Source organism: Desulfovibrio litoralis DSM 11393 (genome assembly GCF_900143255.1).
Lineage (GTDB): Bacteria > Desulfobacterota > Desulfovibrionia > Desulfovibrionales > Desulfovibrionaceae > Frigididesulfovibrio_A > Frigididesulfovibrio_A litoralis.
In genome coordinates this window covers 23762-47344 of the sequence record NZ_FRDI01000004.1, presented here as the reverse complement: position 1 = coordinate 47344, position 23583 = coordinate 23762, and the positions used below count along the sequence as shown (strand labels likewise).

The following is a 23583-nucleotide window of genomic DNA, read 5'->3' as shown; positions in this document are numbered from 1 at the left end:
TTTTATCACTCGGGAAAAACTTAATAAAATTACTATTGTTGAGAAATATGGCGAATCTGATTTAACTTGGCAGGATACATTTTAAATTCACCCGCCTTACTAAATAAAATATTAGGGGCTGTGAGCCTATCTCTTTCTATTTCAAGTTTAGCAGTCAAAGAAATTCTTTTGTCTACTTCGCCTTGAAGTTTTTTAAGATCATACGCCATGTCCATTCGTTCAATATTAAACCAAACAAGGCTTAAACCCAAAACAAGGCTAAAAGCAACAGATAAAATAAGTACAACAACACACATATTTAAGTTAAATATGCCACCGTTTTTTACATCACCATTCGTTGTAACCATCTTAGTCAGGTTCATAATTTCATCCTCTAGATTTTTTCTGCAACTCTGAGTTTAGCACTGGCAGAGCGAGAGTTAAAAACAATTTCATCTTTTGACGGTAAAATTGGTTTAGAGCTAATTATTTTTAAGGTAACCTTTTTATTACATCTACAGATCGGAAAAGCCGGAGGACAAACACAAGCCTTGGCTTCTTCTTTAAAAAAATGTTTTACAATTCGGTCTTCCAAAGAGTGAAAACTGATTAAAGCCAGTCTTGCTCCGGGTTTTAACCTTGTAACAATTGTTGAAAGAAATTTATTCAATTCAAAAAGTTCCTCATTAACAAAAATACGCAGGGCTTGAAAAGTGCGAGTAGCCGGATGATTTCTTGCTGTAAAACGCCACTTGGCAGGATAAGCATCAAAGACAATTTGAGCTAATTCTAAAGTAGTTTCGATGCTTTTTTTAAAACGTGCCTGAACAATTGCCTTAGCGATGCGTCCCGCTAAGGGGTCTTCACCAAACTCGGCTATAATTTTTTGCAACTCAGACTCTTCACTCTCGTTAACCACATTCTTGGCACTGCGCCCCGCCTTGCTCATTCTCATATCTAAGGGGGCATCATGCAAAAAACTAAACCCACGTTCGGCAAAATCAAGTTGCATGGAAGAAACTCCGAGATCAGCCAAAACACCGTCAAGACAAGCCCCGGAATAACCAAGTTCGCTTAAAACGGCATCAACATTACTAAAACAAGATTGCACAGCTTGAAAAGCTTCACCAAACGGAGCTAAACGCTTGGTAGCAAACGCTAAAGCATCAGGGTCTCTATCAAAGCCAAGCAACTTAAAGTTTTTTAAACCCATAGCCTGTGCTTTTTGTAAAATACCCTCAGAATGCCCGCCCAAGCCTAAAGTTGCATCTAAATATAAGGCATTATCTTTTAATGCTAAAGCATCTATACACTCAGACAACAAAATAGAAATATGCTTCGGAGTATATGCTCCTCTGTTCATATTTTCTTGTTGTTTTTCTTGTGTATTTTGAAATGCCATGATCCTTGCTCACTATCTTATTATATTAATTTATGTTTTTGAAAATATTTTTCTAGTAATTATAGTTGACTAAGCCTTTATCTTGCTTATCGTCATAATATAGAAAATATTTAAAATATTTCTAGAGATTGTATATAAATATTAAAAAGAAAAATCAACACCGCTTTCAGCTAACAAAGAAGCAACGTCATAATCTTGTTTTAAGACTTCTTCCAACTTCTGAGGTTGCCATAATTCAAGCTTTTGACCTTGCCCGACTATAATCAATTCTGACTCTATTCCTGAATATTCAAGGTGGGTTTTTGATAAACGAACTCTTCCTTGTGCATCAATGTTACACTCTTCGGCTCCGCCTATTACCAAACGCCTAAAGTTTCTTACTGTTAAGGGAGGATTTTTAAGTTGATAAAAAGCTTCTTCAAGCTGTTCCCAATCGGGTAAAGGGAATCCAACTATACAGCCGTCATAAGTTGTAAAAATTATCTTAGAAGACTCACTGCGTGATTCCAAAACCGAACGCAATTCTGTAGGAAGCATTAAACGCCCCTTATCATCTACGCTTCGGCTAAAACGCCCTCTAAATAATTTCAACTTAGACATAACAACCTTAAAATATCATTTTTTTTATCTGGCAAAATATTGAATTGAACACATGAATAATAACTACCACATTATTCCACATTTTACCACTATTTACCAAAAATTTTTTTTAAAGTCTAATACATTGATTACACAAACTTAATTAGGAAAAATAAAAAATAAAATAAAAATAATTATCTTGCAGAAAGGAAAAAACTATAGACTTTTATTATAAAATATCTAGTAAATATCTATAGTTACAAGATTGTCTTATTAAAAACATTCTGTTATTATTATGAAATAATTTCCAATAACAAATACTAAAAGCCCTACGGAATAAGCGTGAATATAAAAAAAATTTTTAATCTGGCGAGTTACCTAATTATTATTCTTTTAGTTCTTTTTTTATTTTCTATAATAAAAGACTTGTCTGAACTCTCGGAATTGGCGTTTAACGGTTCTGGGCGTTTTGTGTTTTTGGGTCTGCTGAGTTTAGTGGGGTTGGGCTTTATCTATCTTTTATATCCTCTTGTCTTTTCGAATAAAAAAATAATTTTAAAATCAAACTATAATGCCCAAGAAAAAGAAACAATTCGCAACGCTCTTAACCTTGGTTTAAACACAAACCCCATTTTAAAAAACAAATTTTTTTTACAATCAGTAAAAATTAACGAATCAGCCCCGGAGCAATCGCTAATAGCTCAAACAACACAAGACGAATTTATAATCATAAACAAACAAAAAGTGCCTTTAAGCTTGTGTTATGAACAACTGGACAAAGAAGCAAAAAAAGAAATTATGTCCATGTCAAAAAAAGTTTTTGTCGGAACAGCCCTCTCACAAAACGGCAAGCTTGATTCGGTTATTGTATTTTTTGCTTTATGCCGAACGGTTTGGCTAACTGCAAAGATTTATAATCATAAACTTCACCCTTTGGAGCTTTTTAACCTTTACCGCAATGTCGCTTATTCTACTTTTTTGGCTTTTTCATTTGAAGAGCTTGATCTTGGTGCCGAAATAAGCGGAAGTTTATTAGAACTCGGGCGGGCAATTTCACCGGCGTTAGGGGCCTCTCAAGTTCCGTTTGTGGGAAATGCTTTAAAAAAATTAACCGGCTCTTGTATCGAAGGAGCTGCCAACAGTTTTTTATTAATCAGAGTTGGTTTAATTACAAGAAATTTATATAAACAACACCTTAATCTTGAGGAACTTCCCTCAAGGGGGGCTGTCTTTAAAGAATCAGGTTCTTGGCTAAAAGAGTTGAGCAACGAAACAGTTCAAACCATTATAAAAAAAATCAAAGACAACATATTTAAAAACAATAAACAAGCTCAAGATAAAGAAATACCAATAGATAACAATCAAAAAGAGTTTCAAAATAATGAATCTTCAAACGACGCCTCAAAGAAAAAATCACTTTTAAACAAATTAAGCCAAAAACCAACACAGCTTTTACAAATTACAAAAACTCACGCTCAAAAAAACTTTAATTTAATTAAAGCCTCAAGCGTAAGTTTAATAAAAAGCTCAAAAAATAAAATAAAAAAACTCAGTTCAAAAACTAAAAAATAACGGTTAATCCGGGCTATTCTCTTCTCTTTTTGCGATAGAGTAATTAACGGTTTCACAGTGTTCTTGAATATCTTTTATGTTTTTTATGAACAACTCGCCAATCCCAGGGGAAAACTTTTTACCAACACTATCACTGATAATTGCCATTACTTTGTCAAAAGGCATACCTTTGCGATAAACCCTATCTGAAGAAAGAGCATCATAAACGTCAACGATAGAAACGACTTGAGCAACGATCGGAATTTCGTTTTCTTTTAAACCCTTAGGATAGCCCGTTCCGTCCCAGTTCTCATGATGTGAATGTGCAATTACCTCGCCCATTTGAATTATAGGATTATGAGACCCCGATAAAATCTTCGCGCCTATTTGCGTATGTCCTTTAATTAATTCAAACTCTTCAGCAGTAAGAGCATCAGGCTTTAATAAAACTGAGTCGGCTATACCTATTTTTCCAATATCATGTAAAGGAGCAGCCGCACGAATTGCATCAAGGCGAGACGGTGCCCAACCTAACAGACCTCCCATAAAAGAACTCATTGCGGCAATACGCATAACGTGTTGGGCTGTTTCTTGATCTCTTGATTCTAAAGCATTAAAAAGCCTGCTTATTATCTCTTCTTGGGTTTCTCTAATATCTTGAGTTTGTTTTCTGACTAAACGTTCAAGGTTATCATTAGATTCTCTTAATGCACGTTCAGATTTAATCAACCTAATGGCACCCTGAATACGCAATTTAAGCTCTAAAACTTCAAAAGGCTTAACAATATAATCATCAACCCCACCCTCGCTAAAACCCGCAACAATATCAGTAAATTCATTGCGACCTGTTAACAAAATAATATATATATAATGAGAAGTTGCACTAATTTCTCTAACTACTTTCGCCAGAGAAATACCGTCCATAATCGGCATCTCCCAATCAGTTATAATCATATCAATTTCAGAACCACAGTTGAATAAAACTTCTAACGCCTCTTTACCATTAGAGACATCAGTAACCTGATGCCCCCATTTACGGAGATGATCTGAAAGAATCATGCGAGAAATAAGCTGATCTTCTGCTATTAAAATATGCATAATATGCTCACGCTGGTTGTAGTATTGATGAAGATATATGAAACAATATTTTTTTAAAAAATAAAAAAAATCTAAATAAAAAAAGAATATTTATCATATTTGGCAAAATCAGGTTATATTTTAAAAAAACTTAAAAACAAATAATAAACGTTTTATATGAAAATCAGCTTCTTTTATTGATTATAAAAAAGGGCTGACTAGACTATTCCTTAAAAAAGTTTTTCATACTCAGGATAAGAGCCTCCATATTTTTAGATAAATAATAATATTCGCTGGTAAGTTCTTCTTTTGCATCAGGCAACATTTTGTCTCTTCCATATTTTTCTATTTTCAAACAAGTCTGATAAACCGCTCCACGACTATAATAACTTGAAATTCCTTTAAGAGAGTGAGCCGAAGAAACTAACAATTCGTTATTACCTTCATTAATTGCCTCTAAAATACCATTAAGCTGAATGGGTGCATCTCTAAAGTAAACGTCCATTGTTGCGGCAATCAATTCATTATTTCCACCAAAGGCATTGGAAACAACTGCTTTATCTATACTATCACTTATACCTTCTATTGGTATATTTTCTCTTTTATGTTCTTCTTTTTGATTTTCTTTTAAATCAGCAAGGGCGGCAACATTTCCAGAATCAATTTTGTTATCTAAAAAATCAGAGTTTTGTGAATTTAGAGGCTCGCTATTTGTTGTTCCAATAATACTTACAACGCCACTGTTAACAGTATAATTATTCAGTTTTGCACTTATAAAACGTGCCATAATATCATTTAAAGATTTAGAAAGGGCTTCAAGCTGAATAGGTTTAGAAACATAATTATCCATACCTATTGCAAGATATTTTTCACGATCTCCTTTTAAAGCATTTGCTGTTAACGCAATAATTGGAGTATATTGACCTGAGTTATTGTTTTTTTCTTTTTCTCGAATAAGCTGAGTAGCTCTAATTCCGTCCATGATCGGCATTTGAATATCCATCATAACAAGATCATAAGTAGCTTTCTCTAACGCCTCCAAAACCTTTTGTCCATTTTCAACAATTGTATAATTATGTCCTAACGTAGAAAGCATTTTTGAGATAACAAGTTGGTTCATCTCCATATCTTCTGCTAAAAGAATATTTAATTGAATACGTGCCGTTACATCTTTGTCGATATAGCTGGCGTTACTGTCAATACAAAGTTCATTGCTACAAAGCCCAAGTGCCTTGCCCATAGCCAACATTAATTCTTCCGGACGAATAGGTTTAGACAACAATACATCATAGCTCTTTAACTCATCACTATCAAGAAAGACATTGGCAGAGGATAATAAAATCACGGGTACATCTTGAAAATCAGGGTTAGAACGCATCAGTTCCAACATATAAAAACCGTCTTTATCCGGCATATGTACATCTAATAAAACAATATCAAAAGCTCTATGAGAATTAAGCCCAAGCTTTAAATGATGCATGGCATCATCGACGCTTACGCTATCTTGGACGCTAAAATTCCACGAAGAAAGATATTCAGAGTAAATTCTTCTGTTTGTGGCGTTATCATCAACGATCAAGGCTTTTAAACCTTTAAACTGTACCGTCGACATACCAATTTTTGAAAGGGAAGAATCAACTAAAAACGGCAACTCCAAACTGACAGAAAAGGTACTACCCTTGCCCTGTTCACTCTCTAAAGAAATTTCACCGCCCATCAATACTGTTAAGCGATGAGAGATCGTTAAACCAAGCCCAGTTCCGCCATATTTGCGAGTCGTCGAAGAGTCTCCCTGTTCAAAAGAATCAAAAATATTTTTTTGTTTTTCAAACGGAATGCCTATTCCGGTATCTTGAACTTTAATTTTCAAAGAAACTTTGTTTGCCTGTAAATTAACCAACTCAACGCTTAAACTAACCTCACCGCTATCGGTAAATTTAATGGCGTTACTTAAAAAATTTGTTACAACCTGTCTAATTCTGTTGCTATCTCCGTCTAAATGATCGGGAATATTGGAATTTATATCTACAATTAATTCTAAATTCTTTTTATAAGCAATCGGTGCAATCGCTTTTACTGCACCAAATATCATATCTCTAAGACTAAACGGTTCTGAGTCTATAGACATTTTACCGGCTTCTATCTTAGAAAAATCTAAAATATCGTTTAAAACAACAAGTAAACTATCGCCACTATTTTTAATAGTCGCCGCCATTGATGCTTGTTCTTGGTTGAGCTTTGTTTGCAACAATAAATCAGCCATACCGATAACTCCGTTTAAAGGAGTACGAATTTCATGGCTCATATTTGCCAAAAAATCACTCTTTGAACGACTGGCAGATTCAGCGACGGCTTTGGCATTTTTTAACACCTCTTCACTGGCTATCCTCTCGGTATCATTCATAATAATACCGCCGACTCCATCAATTAAACCTTTTTCGTTAATTATAGGAAAAATATGAGCAACAAAGATTTCGCTTTTATCATTTAGATCAAAGTGTCCGGAAATTTCAACAGCGGTCAAATCTTTACAAGCGGCATTTTCAGCAGTCTTGATTTTATTTGATAACTCAGACGGCATAAGCATTGTATCTACGCAAGCTTTGATTTCTTTAGTGGTTCTCCCGAGTAAGGCGGCGTAATATGCGTTACATAAAACATATTCTCCCACCTTGTTTTTTAAGAAAATACCTGCATCTGAATTATTCATAAAAGCTACAAGTTGGCTTTGTTTTAACGCCAATTCTTTGGTGCGCTCTTTTACCCTATCTTCAAGTTCACAAGCCAAGTTTTTAAGGTCTTGTTCCGCCTTTTCTTTGGCATTCATATTTGTGTTGAGATAATTCCCGCCCCAAAAAATTAAAATAACAACAATAAGCCATAAAGCTAAGTGGCTTAATATCATCTGAAAATAAGTTTCTTGTGCAATTTGAGTAAAAGGTTCCATAGGAACCAAAACACTTATACCACCATGAATTGCACCCAAGGTATTTTGAGGTTGAGTATGACAGGTTAAACAGTTTTTATCTAAAATCAAAGGGCGAATAAGTCGCATATAGGGGCTATTATTAATAGTTTCTATTGACGAAATTTCATTAACCTGTTTTTTTTCCAATAAATTAAGAGCCTCAAACTCCCACTCATCAGACATATTAAGCGGACGCAAAGGATTATTGCTCGCCAATCTTGCCACAACGCCAGACTCTAAAGCACTCATTTCATAAATAAGACGCACCATTAAAGAAGCATTGATTTTAGTCAATATTTCCCCGGTTGGTGTTTCTACTTCGCGACCATAAGGAGCAAGATAAGGATTAGGGCGTATTTCCTCGCCAATAGGGGCATATATTCCACCTACGGCGACATTCCAGGTGATTAAAGAGGAATCTTTTTCAAATATGGTACGAGCTTGAATTCTGGCATCTTCTTCGCTTTGCCGTTCCGCCCGAGAGAGGCTTGACCATAAAGACAACAGCACCAAAAAAGTCCAGAGTAAGATTAACCAAAAAATAAATTTTAAAACCGCTTTATTATGATTCTTAGAAACAGACTTAAAACCAACTGTATTCATCTTTTTAAACTCCGGAGCAAAAAGCAGTATTATAGCAAAAGGAGAACAACTCAGCGCACACAGGTGTAATCTTATTTTATCAAAGGTGAATCAAAAGGAACAAAATAAAAATACAAAAAAAACTTTAAAAACACAAGTTTTTTATAATAAATATAATATATTGAGACTATTGCACAATAGGCTCAAAGTGGCTTTCGTCAGAAAGACACTCCACAAACCACGAATAAGGAAAATTAAATTTTCCTGTAAAATTAGTGGTTTGTGTGACTTAAGACGTTTTATGCTATGTTCATACAGAGCATAAAACGATGATAAAAGCACGCAAAACGGAGTTTTGCAATGGTCTTATATTAGTTAAAGGTTATAAATACAAAAAATCCGACAGCTTTCAAAACTGTCGGATCTATTAACTATGATAACAAAATCTACAAATAAAGCTCTAAAGAAGATACTTTAAGCCTTTACAGCCGCATCATATTCTGCTTGTAAAGAAGCAATTAACTCCTTAACGGATAACAGCGTATCAACTCTATATGCATTTACCCCACTAAAAGCAAAACCCTTATCAAGATTTCCCTTCATAGCGTTAAGCAACGCAGAGGCAATGCAATAAGGAGAGTTTTTAGGATCACAGGTAGTAACACACTGAAAAATACATTTAAACTTTACTTGCCCTTTTTCAACAGCTTCAATAAAAGAGTTGCGAATAGCTCGACCCGGCATACCCACAGGGCTTTTAATAATTGTTAAATCTTCCGCTTTGGCGTTAATAAAGGCCTCTTTAAATCTAATATCGGCATCACATTCATGAGTAGCAACGAAACGAGTTCCCATTTGCACTCCTGATGCTCCTAAATCTAAAAACTTTTTAATATCAGCACCGGTATAAATTCCACCGGCAGCAATCACCGGAATAGCACAACCTTTTTTGTCTTCAAAAGCTTTAACAGCTTCGACAACCTGTGGCACAAGCTCTTCCAACTCATGATCTTTGCTGTCAAGTTCCTCAAGCTTAAAACCTAAGTGTCCACCGGCTTTTGGACCTTCAACAACAAAGGCATCAGGCAAATAATCAAATTTTGACAACCATTTACGACAAAGCAGTGAAGCCGCTCTCGCAGAAGAAACAATAGGTACAAGTTTTGTATTGAAGGTTTCTTTTCTTTCTTCACAAGCTTCAAAAAGATATTTAGGAAGTTCAAGAGGCATTCCCGCACCGGAAAAAATAACATCAATTTTTTCAGATACAGCCGTCTTAACCATTTCGGCAAAGTTAGTCAGAGCAACCATTATATTCATGCCAAGCAAACCGTTGCTACCAATACTCAGTTCTTTGGCTTTGGCAATTTCTTTTCTAATTGCACGCAGGTTGGCTTCTAAAGGATTTTGAGCAACATCAGGTTCACGCATACCAATCATTGCAGCAGCGATAACGCCGATTCCGCCTTCATTCGCAACAGCAGCCGCAAGGTTGTGCAAAGAAATTCCAACCCCCATACCACCTTGAATAATTGCATATTTAGCAGTTTTATCACCGAGTTGTAAACTTGGTAAAGACATTTATTTCTCCTTATGTCGGTTATATAAAACCAACGAATTATTACATAAAGCCTATAAAATGTTAGGCTTGCATGATGACATAAAAGCACAATATTTACAAGAACGATTTTCACGAGAATAGAAAAAAGGAGAAAATAAAAGATGAATTAAAATAAACTCCAGTAAAACAGGAAGTTTTATATCTAAAATCTCACTTAAAAATTCATCACTCACTTTATCTGAAAACAAAGCGTTTTCTGTTGATGACTCGGAAAGTTCAACCCAAAAAGCATTTTTGAGATGTTCATATTGACTTTTTGATGTTTTATTAAGCATATAAAGATAAAGTGGCATTTGTAAAGACTCAACAGAATCAGACACAAGGTTAAAAAGTTCTAACCCTTCTGAATCACAGCTTTTATTTTTATCAAAATATATTTCCTTATTCCATTTTTCCAGTCTTTCCCAAAGTTCTTCATCTTTCCAAAACTGTTCTTTGATTTTTGGAGTCGAACCTGTTTTATAATCTAAAATATAAACTTCGCCCGCTCTTTGATCAACTCTATCAATAACGCCATATAATTTACAATGCAAAGTTGTTTTGTTTTTTAAAACAGTTGAAAAGGTAGAACTCTGCTCTAAAAACAGTTGTTTATCTTTAAGATTTAAGATGAGTTCTCCGTGAATGCTATGTTCTAAGTGTAGTATTTGAGTAGTTTCCGGAAAGTTTTCAATTAAACGCCTTAACCTCTCTATACCTGTAACTTCCAACATAAGCCATGAATCAGCAGGTAAATGAACTTCAGATTTCAATTCATTAAGACGTTTTAAAAAGATACTTTTTAGCTCGTTAAAGTCTAATTCTTGTTTTTCTATTACCTTGTTCAAATAAGGCTTAAAAAAATCGCACAACACTTGATGTAATAATTTTCCGACTTCTCTAGGATCATCTTCTTCGTTAACCCCTTCAAATTCTTTTAATTTTGCTAAACGCTCTAACGCAAAACGAAAAGGACAACGCAAATAAGCATCTAAAAAAGTTGCAGAAACTCCGCCCTGTTCAAGCTGTTTTAAAATCTTTATAATAAAAGGTTGGGTTTTGGGAATGGAAATAAAATTGCGTTTAATGCCCTTTACGTCGGATAAAATAATTCTTAAAGGGTCATCTTCTTTATATTTTAATTCATTTTTTTCCAAAATGTTCTCTTGAGTCTGTTCAGGTTGCAAAAGGCGACCTTTTTCCTGCTCCGCTTCCCAAATAAGCTCTTCGATAAAACGAGAACGCTGTTTACGTTCATCAAGCAAAGCTCCGGCACTTTGTTCAGAACGCGTAAATAAAACAACCTCATCAGCCCCGGCATATAAACGCCAAAAATGATGAGCCAACATATCTTCTCTTTCAGCTCGTGAAGATAAGCCAAGTTCCGCTCTTAACGCTTCGGGCAATAAAGGATCTTGAGGCGGGTTTCCCGGTAGTTTGTCTTCGGTTAAATCAAGAATAAAAAGCTTTTTAAAATTTAACAACCTTGCTTCCAAAAAACCAATAATTTGAAGTCCGGTTAAAGGCTCACCTTCAAAAGGAACTCGCTCCCCTTCCAAAATATTACGCAATAAGGCAAATAACGCAAAAATGGGTAGGGTTTTATCACTCAATACAGAATTAGCAAACTCAGGAATAATTTTTTGTAAAAGACGATACAAACATTCGGCATCTAAAGAAAAATGTTCCCACAAATTGGTCATTTGCAAAGGGTCTAAAGACTTTGCTCGGCTCTCTGCATGTTCTTGTAAAAACAAAACGAATTCGACTAATGCCAAGCTTAATTCTTTTGCCGTACTTATTTGAGCAAAGTTTTTAAGACATATTTTATGCAACAAAAATATCGCGTCTCGTTCTGCTGGACTAAAACGCCCCTCATCAAAACGCTCATTTTGAATCTTGTTAAGCAACACATCTATGGAAATATAAGGCTCACCTTCCAATAGCTTGGTTTCAAGTTTTTGCAATAACGAAGCAAAAGAACCCAACTCGGGGTGATTTAACGCTTTTAAAAGCGGGTTGCGATAGAGTTCTTGCAAATCTTTCCAGTAATACATTAAATTATCAGGATTTTCCTGAATCGTTTCTCTTGTAAGCGACGACATTTGTTCTTTAATATTAACATTTTCTCGCAAACGCATAATTAAATCAATCAAACGCAACAAAGAAGAATGAGCCAAAGGATAACCCATGGAAATATTCACATCTTTATTTGGGACTGTGTGTAAAGTCGGTAAAAGTAACTCAGTATAAGGCAAAATAACGGCGGTTGATTCCAAAACTGTTGATTGCGTAACCGAACCTGAGGTTTCCAAAAAAATATCTACGTTTTTTGCAGAATCAAATTCATGCCTTAAAGCTGTTAATTCAGAATGAAGATCATAGCCTTCCCAAATACGCAACGTTGGTTTTTGCTTGGTTTTTTCGTTAAAAGATTTGGGGTTAAGACTAAAACCTTCTACTCTTGCCCCCCAACGTTTGATTAAAGCACTATGTTCCAGACAGTGGATATTTTCAAGCCCTTCGAGTAACTCAGGAGCAGAATGCAAACAAAGCTTTGTATCAAAGTGTCTCCAAAGCCCTTTAAAGATAACTTCTTCGGTTTCTTCCAGATTATAAAAACCGGCAAGCAGAATTTTTTTATTCACCAAAAAATTTTGAGTCCAGTTCGGAATAATACCGTTGATTTTGCTATATCCACTAGCTGTATAATTATCAAGCTCGCTAATAACGGCGGCCGCTTTAAAAGCCTCAAACCCGTTGGTAGTCAGTTTTTTTTCTTGTAACAACAAACTGTATTTATTAGAAATCGCCCTTAACGATGCCAAAAGAGCAGAAGCATACTCTTGCACCTCGCCTTCTAAAAAATCTAAGTTTTCCGGATCTTTGTTTTGTTGCCAACAATCTTCAAACAAATTAATCAGGCGAACTCCCCAAGGTAAAAAAAGCGAAAAGTCATCTAAAGGAAGTTTGTGCAAACTTGAAAATTCCGGTGCTTCTTTTTTTAATTCAAGGATAATTTGGTGTAAAAAACCCAGTTGATCGAGCAAGCCAATAGTATTTGCTTTGTTTTTCAAAGCCTTGGAACAAATCAGCCTTCTTAATTCTTGTACCGTGATACATTCAGGTAACAAAACCGGTTTTGGGATAGTTTGGTTTTTATAAAACGCTTCTCTTAAATAACGTGCCGGTCTGGAGTGAGGAAAAACCACAAGAGCTTTATTGGGTTGCCCTTCTGTTTCTTTCATAATTAAAGAACTAAGGGTAAAAATAAAGTCTTCCTGCCAAGGAATCAGTATAAAATCAGAACAAAACGACATATAATCATACCCGACAATACAATGGTTATTTTGATGAAGAAAGAAAAAACATAAGTGAACAATTAAAAATTGTAAACTCTATTTTTCTAATTTCTTTAAAGTAGATAACGGCTTGGGATTAGGGTTAATTCCAAGTAAATCAGAATAACCTCGCACCGGTTTTAACTTTACACCACTTCTCGCCCCTCTGTAACGATATACTCCCGCAGGGCGTACAAGGTTAAGTGGGTTTTGTGCTAACATTGCATTTGAGGCTTTGCCCTTGGCGGATAAACGAGTTGCAACGGCTTGAACAGTATACGCATAAACACTATCATGGTTATAGGTTCTTAAAACGGCAAGTTGTTGTATCGGGGTAAGCCCTTTTCGCCAGCCGTTTTGTTGTAAATAGCTGGCAACACTGTGCACGGCATCAGCCAATTGAAATAAATTTATTTTTCCATCAGCATCGGCATCAACACCATAAAGAGGTACATTACTCGGCATAAATTGACAAATACCCACCGCACCATACATTGAACCGGGTATTTTCATTATTTCCATATCTATCGCCGTGGCATAATTTAATAAAGCCTTTAATTCTTCATACGCCCAATCTGATTTAGTTAAAAGACTTTGAGCCACAAAACTCTTCTGCCCCTGTCCTAGTTTAAGCTTTGAAATACGAGTGGCAACGTGGTCAATACTATTGCTTAAAGCCATACTGGCAAGGTTATAAAAGGCCGGTTCGCTTCCAAGGTCTTGTCCTAAGTTGGTTTCAACAAGTAAAAGAGAAACAATAATATGGGAAGGCACTCCATATTTTTTTTCGACTTCCGCAAAAAGTTCTTTATTTTCTTTAACCAAATTACGACAAGAAGCTAAAGACGAAGATTCGGCTACGGGTTTAAGTTCATCATCAACCTCAAAATCAAGGTTGGTGTTATCTTTATGATAAGACGAAAAGCCCCCGTAACGCAGGCTATAAAGTTCCATAATCTTATTGCCCATTGGTACAGAGGTAAACTTTATTCCCAACTGTTGAAAATCAGAACGTATTTTTGTTTCATCAAAACCGTCTGCTATCAATCTTTGGATTAAAGGCTCCCACAAATCAGGGGCGTTGGCATCAAATTTTTTAGGTTTAGTTTCTTTTTTTTCTTCAACAAGTGGTGTTGTATCCGGTGTTGTCGCCGATATTGGTGCCGATATTGCCGGCTGATAAATTTTTTCCAATAATTCTTTTATATCAATCAAATTTTTAAAAGTCGGCTCGGGAGAAATTCCCGCTCTCTCATTAAAAAGCAAAAAGGCATGAGAATTGGTATTTGCCATAACATTAATAGGCAGAAACAAAAAACAAAAGAAAACAGAAAGATATATAGATAAATTTAGTAAATTATTCCCTATATTTTGCTTTCTTTTCATATATAAATAAAAAATCTTTTTTAACATAAAATAAAAACCTGATTATTATATTGTTAATTTAAAACAATCACAAAATAAGACTAATTTTTTTATTGTACAGTAGAATATTCAATATAATAATTAATAAAAACAACTAAATATATTTTTAAGCCAAAATTTTTTAACAAGCTCATCAGACTAAATAAGTCTTTGGTCTCATAGCGACTTTAGTCAGAAAGACACTGTAAAAACACAAATAATTAGTGTTTTTGTGCCTTAAGAGATTTTAGACTATGTGTATACAGAACATAAAACGACGACAAAGCACGCAAAGCGGAGTTTTGCAATGGTCTTACTTTTATATATACATTATTTATATAAAAAAGATCAAGACATGATTTAGCGTCATATCTTGATCTTTTATTTTTTTACAAACGTCTAATTATTAACAGCAGAATCAGCCAAAACCTTTGCTTCAGAGCTACGTATCATTAACGGAGCTTTACCTTCGGTAATCACCTCAGTATTAACAACACATTCCACAAGGTCTTTTTCGCTCGGCAAATTATACATAATTTCAAGCATTGATTTTTCCAAAACGTTACGCAAACCTCTGGCTCCGGTTTTACGTTCAAGGGCCAGTTTTGCAACCGTGCGTAAAGCATTGTTGGTAAAACGCAACTTCACTTTATCGAGTTCAAAAAGTTTTTGATATTGTTTAACCAAGGCGTTTTTCGGTTCGGTTAAAACCCTGATTAAATTATCTTCGCTAAGTTCGTCGACATGGGTAATAATAGGAATACGTCCAATAAATTCGGGAATTAAACCAAACTTAATTAAATCGCCCGGGTGAATTCGCTCTAAATAATTATTTTCTTTTTCATCTTGTGAAATCAAAACCTTGGCACCAAAACCCATGGTTTTTCCTTTGGTGCGTTTTTCTATGATTTTTTCCAAACCAACAAAAGCCCCACCAAGGATAAATAAAATATTTGAGGTATCAAGGCGAATAAATTCTTGCTGTGGGTGTTTTCTTCCGCCTTTTGGAGGAATATTGGCCTCTGTACCTTCGATAATTTTTAATAAAGCCTGTTGAACGCCTTCTCCGGAAACGTCTCTGGTAATTGACGCACTATCGCCCTTACGCGATATTTTATCAATTTCGTCAACATAGATAATGCCTTTTTTAGCCTTTTCAACATCATAGTCAGCATTTTGCAATAGTTGAACCAAAATATTTTCAACGTCTTCACCAACATAACCGGCTTCGGTTAAAGTAGTTGCATCAGCAATAGCAAAAGGTACTTTTAAAATTTTTGCCAGAGTTTTCGCCAAAAGGGTTTTACCACTTCCCGACGCTCCCAAAAGCAAAATATTACTTTTTTCAAGCTCTACGTCGTCGCCTATTTCATTTTGAAAGAAAACACGTTTATAATGATTATGCACAGCGACAGATAAAACCTTTTTGGCATTTTCTTGTCCAATAACATATTCATCAAGGCGAGCCTTTATTTCGGCAGGTGGCAACAACACTCCACTATTGTGAATATCTTCAATTTTTTCATCTGACAACATTCCCCTGCAAACATTAATACACTCATTACAAATAGCGGAGTTATCCGCACCTGTAATAATACGCTCAACACCTCGATCAGTTTCACTTTTTCCACAAAAAGAACAACGAAGTTTTTTATTTTTTGTATCCATTTTGATAAACCTTAATGAAAAATGGTATATTATTTAACAAATATAATTTGTGATTTTTATAAACAAACTTAAAAACATTAAAAAATCAGCTAACTTAAAGACCTTCTAAGGTCTATTGATTGATAAACATCTTAGCTGAATATTATACTGGTGATATTTATTCCAACTCAGAGTTTAAATCTAAGCGAGAAGTTAAAATACGGTCAATTAAGCCAAATTTCAACGCTTCATCAGGGCTCATAAAGTGGTCTCTTTCCGTATGCTTTACAATTGTTTTAATATCTTTTCCGGTATGTTTCGACATAATCTCGTTTAACATTTCTTTTAAACGTAAAACTTCTTTGGCTTGAATATCAATATCTGTTGCCTGTCCTTTAAACCCACCTGAAGGCTGATGAATCATAATACGACTGTTGGGCAGAGAATATCTCTTTCCGCTTGCACCGGCAGAAAGCAACAAAGCACCCATGCTGGCGGCTTGTCCCATACATAAAGTAGAAACCGGCGAAGAAATATATTGCATTGTATCATAAATCGCCAAACCGGCAGTAACCGAACCGCCCGGAGAGTTGATATATAAAAAGATTTCTTTCTCAGGGTCTTCCGATTCCAAAAAAAGAAGCTGGGCACAAATTAATGAAGCGATATGATCATCAACAGGCAAACCCAATAAAACTATGCGGTCTTTGAGCAAGCGTGAATATATATCATAAGCTCTTTCCGAACGCCCGCTCGTTTCAACAACCATAGGTATATTCATATTAAATCCTCTTGTTTGTATAATGGATAACAAATGATTTATACTATTTTATTTCAAAAAAATCAACGAGGATAGAGTTGTTTTGTTCTATCCTCGTTTATTATAAAAAATCAATATCAGAAAAACAAAGCTCGATAACGTTGTTTTATTCTGCTTTTTTCTCTACTTCAACAACTTTTGCTTTTGAATACATAAGTTCCATAGCTTTATCGCCAAGAATACGATCACGCAAAGCAAAAATTAAGTTGTTTTGAATATAATGGTCTTTAAGTTGTTTGTAGTCATGTCCACCTTGAACGGCGATACTACGCAACTCACGGTCAACCTCTTCTTCTTCAACGCTTAAGCCTTCTTTTTTAGCAACAGCAAGTAAGAAAAGTTGAACTTTCGCAAGGCTTTCTGCATCAGATCTGGCACCATTGCGTAACTCTTCAGGGGTTTTACCTAAAGACTCAAGGTTTTTACCCTGACGTTCCAATTTATTTTTCATATCAACGAGGATATTATTCATATAATTATCGACAAGCCCTTCAGGCAGAGGAAAATCTACCATCTTTAACAAGCCTTCAACCATAGAGTGTTGAGCTTGAGACTTGGCAAGATTTTCTCTTGTTTGCATGTAAGAGCCACGAATTGATTCTTTCATTTTTTCAAGACTTTCAAAGTTACCGGCTTTTTTGGCAAACTCGTCATCTAAAGGAGTAAGTTTACGCTCTTGAATAGCGTGAACTTTAATTTTCATTGTATAAGTTTTATTAGCAAACTCAGGGTTAATAAAATCAGCAGGGAAAGTAATATCGCCTTCGCCTTCTTTTCCTAAAGGAATAGTTTTTACGAGGTTTTCAAAATCTTCCAAAGCCTGACGCTCACCGATATGCATTTGGAAGTTATCGGCTTTAATGCCTTCTGCTTCCTTACCGTTTTCATCATAAGCGATAAAATCAATGCTGGCTATATCGCCGTCTTGTGGTTTACGCTCTTCGCTAACCGCAACAAGCTCGCTCATGTTTTTATTGATGCGTGCTAAAACTTCGTCAACTTCGGCTTCGTTTACTTCGGGCTTGTTATACTCTACTTCAAAACCTTCATAATTAGGTAATTCAATTTCAGGTGCAACTTCAAAGGCAATCTCATATTTAAACTCTTTGCCTCTTTCAAGCTCTTTACCTTTAAAGTCAATGCGAGATAAAGGGTTACACTTTAACTCGGTAATGATTTGGTTGATGTGAACATTAACAAGGTCTGTTGTCGCTTCACGATAGATAGAATCTTTAAAGCGTTTTTCAACAACACTAACAGGGACTTTTCCCTTACGAAAACCATCAAGAGACACAGAGCTACGGTACATGGAAACAGCAGTAGACAAGGCTGCCTCCACCTCTTCAACAGGTACGGTAACAGAAACTTTTTTCTTAACAGCAGAGAGGTCTTCAACTGTATAATCCATAAACTTTGGCTCCTTAAAAATACAAATAATAAATAAAAGATAAAAAAAAAGTTGCGTCCAACAAAACAGTTAAAAACATTTTAAATAAAACTGTTAATCCCTGACACAGTATTTAAAATCATTCAAACAACATTTGATGTAACTCAACTATATTCAAAAAGCATCTAAATAATTTGGTGCGAGAGGGGAGGGTCGAACTCCCATGCCTAAGGCGCTAGATCCTAAGTCTAGTGCGTCTGCCAATTCCGCCACTCTCGCAACTAAAAAAAAACAATTGAAAAACTACTTAAAAGAAACACTTCTAAGGAAGTATTAAGTTTAGCAATAAAACATAAATTATACAAGTAAATTATATTTTTCGTTTTAATTTAGATCATCAGGCATTAACCTTTTAAGTTCTAAATTCAACAAAGAATAGTCTTTTTAGCAGGCTTCTTTTATCATGTCAAGATTTATGATAAATTTATTATTTTTTCTTCTAAGTTTACAGATTATTTTAATAAAGGGACAATAGGTACCATCTCAACCATCTTTTTTCTGTGGGTCAAGATTATATGAAAATATTGCTCTTGCGGGATAGAAATATAAGGCACATTTCTGGTTCGTCTAAAGTTGAAATTGGCTAAAATCATACGATTAATCGCTTGATGCCCGACTATCATCGTGCCTGCGGCTGCCCCTGATAAAAACAAGGCTTTTTTTAAACCACGATAAACTCGCTCATATAAACTTGCGTAACCTTCACCTTGAGGATAGCAATAGTTATATTTATCTTTTTTTCTCGCCAAATACTCCTTGGGGTAACGCTCTGCTATTTCTTTATAGGTCAAACCCTCACAAATTCCGGCATGAATTTCATCAAACTCCGGTAAGGCGTGTACAATACATTTTTTTTGTTGTTCAATCAAAATTGAAGCGGTTTCCTGACTGCGTTTTTTAGTTGACGTAAACACAAAAGGTACGGGAATTGCCTGAAAATGTCTTGCCAACGCCCTCGCCTGTTCCCACCCTCTTTGGGTTAAAGACGGGTCGCCGCCAATACGATGTTCAAGGTTAAATTGACTTTCCGCATGACGCACAAGATAAAGGTGTTGAATCCAATCAGATATGAGAATATCTCTCATTTCAACATAATATGGAAGAGTTTCGTCTAGTTTCTCGTCTAAAATACAACTATTTAACGTATCAAATTTAATATAGTTTTTTTCGTCTTTTAACCCGACAAAAACACGCTTATATTGCTCAATTCGCTCTTTAAACCACTTTATCGCCGTTTTTTTATCGAGTTGATCAAACTCAGGCAACATACTCTTTCGCAAAATACTGGTATTAAGCATTTCTTCATCTTCATTGATACACTCTATAAAAAAAACAGGAATACCGTCGCTTTTGTGTTCAATACTTTTCCTACGTTCTGGGCTTGAGTTGGTGGCGTCTAAAATCGCAATATGACCACCCTGTTCCAAAAAAGATTTTGCATAGGCAATATTGTTATAATAAATATCTTCCCTATATTTTCTTGCACTTAAATTATCTGGAGAATAAAAATCAGGGCTCGCCGAAGATACGCCAAATTGCGACCTTCGTAACTCGCCGTTATTAAAAATCTTAACTTTTAACCCATAGCCTTCCAAGCCTTCGAGCAAACGCCTTGCCACAATAGACTTACCTCTCGCCGGTAACCCGACCATCACAATATACAATTTTTGCATGGCTTTCTCCGTTCAGATAAAAAGGTTAAACAGCCCAGCTAGTTAAATTATAAGCATCATTCCAAAAATAATATTCCATTTTACAAGACTTTATAAAGGCATTTTTCATGCGTTCGTTTAACAAGCCCGTGGTTTCTTTTGCAAGTTTATCAGTATAGTCAATAGCTTGAAGGGTAACTTTTTCAAACTCACCGCCGGAATAAGTATTGATCCATTTTTGATATGGATTGTTAGGCTTAGCCTGTTTCAAAATATGTTTTCCAACTTCGTTATATATCCAAAAGCAGGGCAACAACGCCGCCATGCTCTCATGCACGCTATCAAGTGCGGCAATATTTAAAAGATAAGAAGTATAAGCAAAACAAGCCGGCATTTTTTCAAGCACAGTAACAACCGAAAACTCTGTAAAATATTCTTCATGTAAAGAACGTTCGGCAAGTAAAGCCCCTTGAGCAAAGTCTAAATTTAAAGAAATATCTTGCTCAGAATATGACTTTGCCGCCACGAGTGCCAAAGCTTTAGTATAATCAACAAGATAAAGACTGTCTTGTTGCATATAATAGACAAACTTTTCTTTGGCTAAAGTTCCATCACACAACTCTTTCACAAATTGGTGATTATATATTTTATCAAGAATAGGCTCAACTTTAGAAAACATCTCTTCGCTAAATAATAAAGACATTATAAATCCGTTATTAGTTAAATTTTTTATAAAAACACAAAAGGCGTAAAGCTAAAAAACACTACGCCTTTAATTCAATTACTAAAACAACAAGCTAAATTTACTAATTTTATCCCTATAACACAATAACAAATCTTTCAAACCAAAACGAAAAAACAACCTATTAAGGTCTTCTGTTTAGTTCTTCAAGCTTGCGAATTCTGTCTTCCGTTGCCGGGTGTGTGCTAAATAAAGAAGCAATACTGCGTCCTGAAAAAGGATTAATAATATATAACGATTCAGTAGCGGGGTTTAGTGCGGTGCTATGAGCATTACGACTATAAGCATCAATTTTATGTAAGGCGGAGGCAAGAGCCAAAGGGTTATGAGTTAAGCTCGCCCCAGTAGCATCTGCCATATATTCACGAGAGCGAGAAATAGCCATCTGAATAATGGAAGCAGCAATTGGTGCTAAAATTATCATCAATAAAGAACCTAGAAAACTTCCGTTTCTATTTTCTCCGTTTGAACTACCAACTCCAAAAATTGCCGCCCATTGCATCATATTGGCAATTGCAACAATGCTTGAGCCAATAACAACGGCAACACTTTGAACCAAAATATCCCGATTTTTTATATGGGCTATTTCGTGAGCGATTACACCTTTGATTTCATCGGGATTTAAAAGTTTTATCAAACCTGCGGTAACCGCCACAACTCCATGTTCCGGATTACGACCTGTTGCAAACGCATTAGGCACGGGGTCTTCTATCAAATACAATTTTGGGCGTGGAATATTTGCCTCTATGGCAAGTTGTTCAACCATACGGTATAAAGCCGGAGACTCGGTTGGTGATAACTCCCTAGCGTTATTCATACGCAACACAATTGAATCAGAGAACCAATAAGACCCAAAAGTCATAATTAAAGAAAAAGCAAACGCAATAATCAAGCCCGTTCTTCCGCCCATAGCAGAGCCAAGAACAATAAACAAACCCGAAAGCAACGCAAGCAATACAAAAGTTTTTATTTGATTTGTCATAATTAAATCCTCATGTTAAGCAATTAATAACAAGATATTAAACTTCAAGATAATACATATTTAGAAATAGACAAGAGTTTAGTTTTATTTTGATTTATACAATAAAAAAACAACATATCTCATGACAACAATCTTATAAATATATTATTTTAAAAAACATATATTGACAAGTGGCTCATGAGTTCTTAAAGATAAGTAATGAATACTAATCATGGAGGGCTTATGCTCGAATTAACAGAAAGTGCAAGCAAAGAATTACAATCATACTTTGCGGATAAAGAAAAAGCAACCATCAGAGTATACTTATCTCCCGGCGGTTGAAGCGGTCCACGCTTAGCATTGGCTCTGGACGAGCCAACAGATGATGATCAAGTGTTTGAAGAAGGCGGATTCAAATTCTGCATTAATAAAGACCTTTTACAACAAGCCGGTACTATCCGTATTGATTTGAGCTATATGGGCTTTACGGTTGACTCTAGCAACTCTCTCGGTGGTGGCGGAAGCTGTGGAAGCTGTTCTACCAGCGGTGGTTGTGGCAGTTCACACTAATATTCTCAGTAATAGTTCCGGAAGTTAAAAATTTAACTTTTTGATTATGCTTTTACTGAAATATAACTCTGATAACTCGTTGATTAAATAAAAGACTGCTGTTATTTACGGTAGTCTTTTTTTCATAAATAAACATAACTACGAGCTAATTATGCAGTATAAACTTATTCTCTTTGATATAGGCAATACACATATTAAAATAGGAATTGCCAACGCTAAAGGCGTTATTGCCTCATACGCCTTAAACTCTGACCGCAGTGAAAGCTCTGATTCTTTAGGTCTGAAAATTTTACAGGTTTTACAAAATGCCGAATGTTCAATTTGTGAACTTAAAACAGCGTTGGCTTCTTCGGTTGTACCTGATTTAAACTTTATCTTGCTTAGTGCCTGTAAACGCTATTTAAAACTCGAGTTATTGTTTATACCGACAGAACTCGCAATTCCTATGGAAAACCGCTATGCACGTCCGGAAGAAGTCGGTGCAGATCGCCTGCTTGGTGCTTTTGCCGCTCGCAAAGCCTTTCCCGAATATAAAAATATTATTTCTATTGATTTTGGAACTGCCACAACTTTTGACTGTATAGAAAATAACGCTTACCTTGGCGGATTAATATGTCCCGGAATATATTCCTCAGCGTCGGCTTTAACCGCTAAAGCCGCAAAATTACCACGCATAAGCCTTATGATCGAAGAAAATGAACCCATTATCGGAAAAAGTACAAGCACAAGCCTAAACCACGGTTTTATCTTTGGTTTTGCCGCTATGACCGAAGGTTTATGTAACAAAATAGCCGAAACAATGCCGTCAAAACCTTTAATTATCGCAACCGGTGGCTTTGCCACAGCTCTTGCAAAGGTAACAAACTGTTTTGATCAGGTATACCCTGAATTATTATTAGACGGACTGTTTTTTTTGTGTAAGGAACATCGCTTGATTTAAAGTTATGTTTATCAACGGTCTGTTATCATTGTTATATCAAAAAAAATAAGCTACACAAAGTCTGTTCAAAACAAACTCAGTGTAGCTTATTAAATTTAAAAAATAAAAGTTGCTAAATTAAACCGCTCTTTTGCATAACGCTTCTAAGCTTTGTTAAACTTTCAGGTTGCAAACTCACTAAAGGCAAACGAAATTCGTCAGTCATACGCCCCATTAAATGCAAGCCTGTTTTAACAGGAATCGGGTTAGTTTCAACAAATAACACACGGTTCAACTATATGTTATCATTGTTATATCAAAAAAAATAAGCTACGCAAAGTC

18 protein-coding genes and 1 tRNA gene are annotated in these 23583 nt (G+C 35.4%); 3 read left to right on the top strand and 16 right to left on the bottom strand.

Features of this window, described 5'->3' with window-relative positions; genetic code table 11:
* Positions 1-32 precede the first annotated feature (32 nt).
* The 3 genes from BT999_RS12650 to mraZ all read right to left on the bottom strand — a co-directional run bounded on the left by BT999_RS12650 (position 33) and on the right by mraZ (position 1981).
* Positions 33-362, bottom strand: a complete 330-nt coding sequence (locus BT999_RS12650; protein ID WP_245790987.1) for a hypothetical protein — start codon at positions 360-362, stop codon at positions 33-35.
* Positions 363-373: 11 nt separating this feature from the next.
* Entirely contained in the window at positions 374-1381 is a 1008-nt protein-coding gene (rsmH, locus tag BT999_RS05040; protein WP_245790986.1) for a 16S rRNA (cytosine(1402)-N(4))-methyltransferase RsmH, read from the bottom strand.
* Between the two features lie 141 nt (positions 1382-1522).
* Complete coding sequence (mraZ, locus tag BT999_RS05035) at positions 1523-1981, bottom strand: division/cell wall cluster transcriptional repressor MraZ (protein WP_072696695.1); 459 nt, start codon at positions 1979-1981, stop codon at positions 1523-1525.
* Between the two features lie 321 nt (positions 1982-2302).
* On the opposite strand from mraZ, the gene BT999_RS05030 reads away from it, so the two are divergent.
* The gene (locus BT999_RS05030) at positions 2303-3532 is read left to right on the top strand and encodes a hypothetical protein (protein ID WP_072696694.1); all 1230 of its coding nucleotides are present in this window, start codon (positions 2303-2305) and stop codon (positions 3530-3532) included.
* A gap of 3 nt (positions 3533-3535) precedes the next feature.
* On the opposite strand, the gene BT999_RS05025 is transcribed toward BT999_RS05030, so the two are convergent.
* From BT999_RS05025 to BT999_RS04970, 12 genes are all read right to left on the bottom strand, one after another.
* Positions 3536-4609 carry a response regulator gene (locus BT999_RS05025; protein WP_072696693.1) on the bottom strand — a complete coding sequence of 358 codons (1074 nt, stop codon included), beginning with the start codon at positions 4607-4609 and terminating at the stop codon, positions 3536-3538.
* Positions 4610-4811: 202 nt separating this feature from the next.
* Positions 4812-8159, bottom strand: coding sequence for a response regulator (locus BT999_RS05020; RefSeq protein WP_072696692.1), 3348 nt, complete (start codon positions 8157-8159; stop codon positions 4812-4814).
* Between the two features lie 453 nt (positions 8160-8612).
* Positions 8613-9719: an NAD(P)H-dependent flavin oxidoreductase gene (locus tag BT999_RS05015; protein WP_072696691.1), complete on the bottom strand. Its 1107-nt coding sequence runs from the start codon at positions 9717-9719 to the stop codon at positions 8613-8615.
* A 51-nt stretch (positions 9720-9770) separates the two neighbouring features.
* Complete coding sequence (locus tag BT999_RS05010; RefSeq protein ID WP_072696690.1) at positions 9771-13058, bottom strand: PD-(D/E)XK nuclease family protein; 3288 nt, start codon at positions 13056-13058, stop codon at positions 9771-9773.
* 78 nt (positions 13059-13136) lie between these two features.
* Positions 13137-14372: a lytic murein transglycosylase gene (locus BT999_RS05005; protein WP_178139316.1), complete on the bottom strand. Its 1236-nt coding sequence runs from the start codon at positions 14370-14372 to the stop codon at positions 13137-13139.
* A gap of 510 nt (positions 14373-14882) precedes the next feature.
* Entirely contained in the window at positions 14883-16151 is a 1269-nt protein-coding gene (gene clpX / locus BT999_RS05000; protein ID WP_072696688.1) for an ATP-dependent Clp protease ATP-binding subunit ClpX, read from the bottom strand.
* A 157-nt stretch (positions 16152-16308) separates the two neighbouring features.
* Positions 16309-16911, bottom strand: a complete 603-nt coding sequence (clpP, locus tag BT999_RS04995) for an ATP-dependent Clp endopeptidase proteolytic subunit ClpP (RefSeq protein ID WP_072696687.1) — start codon at positions 16909-16911, stop codon at positions 16309-16311.
* A gap of 145 nt (positions 16912-17056) precedes the next feature.
* Positions 17057-18358 carry a trigger factor gene (gene tig, locus BT999_RS04990; protein ID WP_072696686.1) on the bottom strand — a complete coding sequence of 434 codons (1302 nt, stop codon included), beginning with the start codon at positions 18356-18358 and terminating at the stop codon, positions 17057-17059.
* A gap of 174 nt (positions 18359-18532) precedes the next feature.
* Positions 18533-18616: transfer RNA gene (locus tag BT999_RS04985), tRNA-Leu, on the bottom strand.
* Between the two features lie 233 nt (positions 18617-18849).
* Positions 18850-20070: a bifunctional nucleoside/nucleotide kinase/histidine phosphatase family protein gene (locus tag BT999_RS04980; RefSeq protein WP_072696685.1), complete on the bottom strand. Its 1221-nt coding sequence runs from the start codon at positions 20068-20070 to the stop codon at positions 18850-18852.
* 25 nt (positions 20071-20095) lie between these two features.
* Complete coding sequence (gene tenA, locus BT999_RS04975) at positions 20096-20752, bottom strand: thiaminase II (RefSeq protein ID WP_072696684.1); 657 nt, start codon at positions 20750-20752, stop codon at positions 20096-20098.
* A 163-nt stretch (positions 20753-20915) separates the two neighbouring features.
* Entirely contained in the window at positions 20916-21773 is an 858-nt protein-coding gene (locus BT999_RS04970) for a zinc metalloprotease HtpX (RefSeq protein WP_072696683.1), read from the bottom strand.
* Positions 21774-21995: 222 nt separating this feature from the next.
* Between BT999_RS04970 and BT999_RS04965 the strand changes: the two genes are divergently transcribed.
* Complete coding sequence (locus BT999_RS04965; protein ID WP_084650597.1) at positions 21996-22322, top strand: IscA/HesB family protein; 327 nt, start codon at positions 21996-21998, stop codon at positions 22320-22322.
* Between the two features lie 151 nt (positions 22323-22473).
* Complete coding sequence (locus BT999_RS04960; RefSeq protein ID WP_072696682.1) at positions 22474-23262, top strand: type III pantothenate kinase; 789 nt, start codon at positions 22474-22476, stop codon at positions 23260-23262.
* Positions 23263-23374: 112 nt separating this feature from the next.
* Here BT999_RS04960 and BT999_RS12395 read toward each other — a convergent pair whose 3' ends face one another.
* Positions 23375-23527 (bottom strand): dihydrodipicolinate synthase family protein, encoded by a 153-nt coding sequence (locus tag BT999_RS12395; RefSeq protein ID WP_245790985.1) that lies wholly within the window; start codon positions 23525-23527, stop codon positions 23375-23377.
* Between the last annotated feature and the right edge of the window lie 56 nt (positions 23528-23583).